This window comes from Pandoraea anhela, assembly GCF_902459655.1.
GTDB classification, from domain to species: domain Bacteria; phylum Pseudomonadota; class Gammaproteobacteria; order Burkholderiales; family Burkholderiaceae; genus Pandoraea; species Pandoraea anhela.
In genome coordinates, this window is record NZ_CABPSB010000053.1 from 1 (window position 1) to 1,346 (window position 1,346).

Sequence of the window (1,346 nt, forward strand, 5' to 3'; positions counted from 1 at the left end):
CATGGCCCTCGCCCCGCAAGACCCGAACGCACCGGAATTCGTGCGCCGTTACGTCAATCTGGCCGACCCGCGTCTGGGCGCGCAGGCGCTCGTCGCCAGCGACGAATTCTTCGCGGCCAAAGAGCGCATGCTCAACCCGGAGCCTGCGGTCTTCATCCCCGGCAAGTACGACGAGAACGGCAAATGGATGGACGGCTGGGAGACGCGTCGCAAGCGCGTGAACGGCTACGACTGGTGCATCGTCAAACTGGCCCGTCCGGGCGTGTTGTTCGGCGTCGATCTCGATACCAGTCACTTCACCGGCAACTTCCCGCCCGCCGCCTCGCTCGAAGGCTGCTTCAGCCCCGACGACACCCCCTCGGACGCCGCCGAGTGGTTCGAACTGCTGCCCTCGACCACCCTGCAAGGCAACTCGCATCACTACCACGCGATCACCACGCAACGCGCCGCAACGCACGTACGCGTGAACCTGTATCCGGACGGCGGTCTCGCGCGTTTGCGCCTGTACGGCCTGCCGCAGAGCGACTGGGCCAGCCGCTCGCGCGATGCGCTGATCGACCTGATCGCGATGGAGAACGGCGGCTACGTGGTCGCGGCGAACAACCAGCACTTCGGCCTCGCGTCGAACCTGCTGATGCCGGGCCGTGGCGTGAACATGGGCGACGGCTGGGAGACGCGCCGTCGGCGCGAGCCCGGCAACGACTGGGCGATCATCGCGCTGGCGCAGCCGGGCGAGATCGACAAGATCGAAGTCGACACCGCACACTTCAAGGGCAACTTCCCCGACCGCTGCTCGATTCAGGCGGCGTACGTGACGGGCGGCACCGAACAGTCCCTCGTCACGCAATCGATGTTCTGGCCGGTGCTGCTGCCCGAACAGAAACTCGCGATGGACAAGCCGTTCCACTTCGAAACGCAGGTGCAGAAGCTGGGCGCGATCACGCACATCCGCTTCAACATCCTGCCGGACGGCGGGGTCTCGCGTCTGCGTCTGTGGGGCCGGTTGAGCGACAAGACGGCGTAAAGCACAAACACAGGCAAGACAAGTCGAAAGGGGAAAGGCGTCCCTCTCGTTGTCTCATTGGCGCGTCGTGGCATGGCAGGCGGCGGTTGCCGCCGTCGATGCGACCTGCGAGAGGGCGTGCAAGGCATGAGTGGAACAGAAAGCACAGGAGAGCGTGACATGGCGGGACCGGCATTGAAGATCGAGCGGTTGACGCGAGAGGCGTTCGCGCCGTTTGGCGATGTGATCGAGTTGGCGGGCGCAAAACATTTCGCGATCAACGGCGGCACGACCGAGCGATTTCACGATCTGGCCACGGTGGATCTCGGTCCGCAGGGCGGGC

Annotated in this window: 2 protein-coding genes; both read left to right on the forward strand. The window is 65.2% G+C overall.

What is annotated here, in order from left to right; all coding sequences use genetic code 11:
• Nucleotide 1: 1 nt before the first annotated feature.
• Nucleotides 2–1,024, forward strand: a complete 1,023-nt coding sequence (gene alc / locus PAN31108_RS26195; RefSeq protein ID WP_150671660.1) for an allantoicase — start codon at nucleotides 2–4, stop codon at nucleotides 1,022–1,024.
• 159 nt (nucleotides 1,025–1,183) lie between these two features.
• On the forward strand, nucleotides 1,184–1,346 hold a 163-nt coding region (locus PAN31108_RS26200; RefSeq protein ID WP_174995153.1), incomplete at its 3' end, for an ureidoglycolate lyase.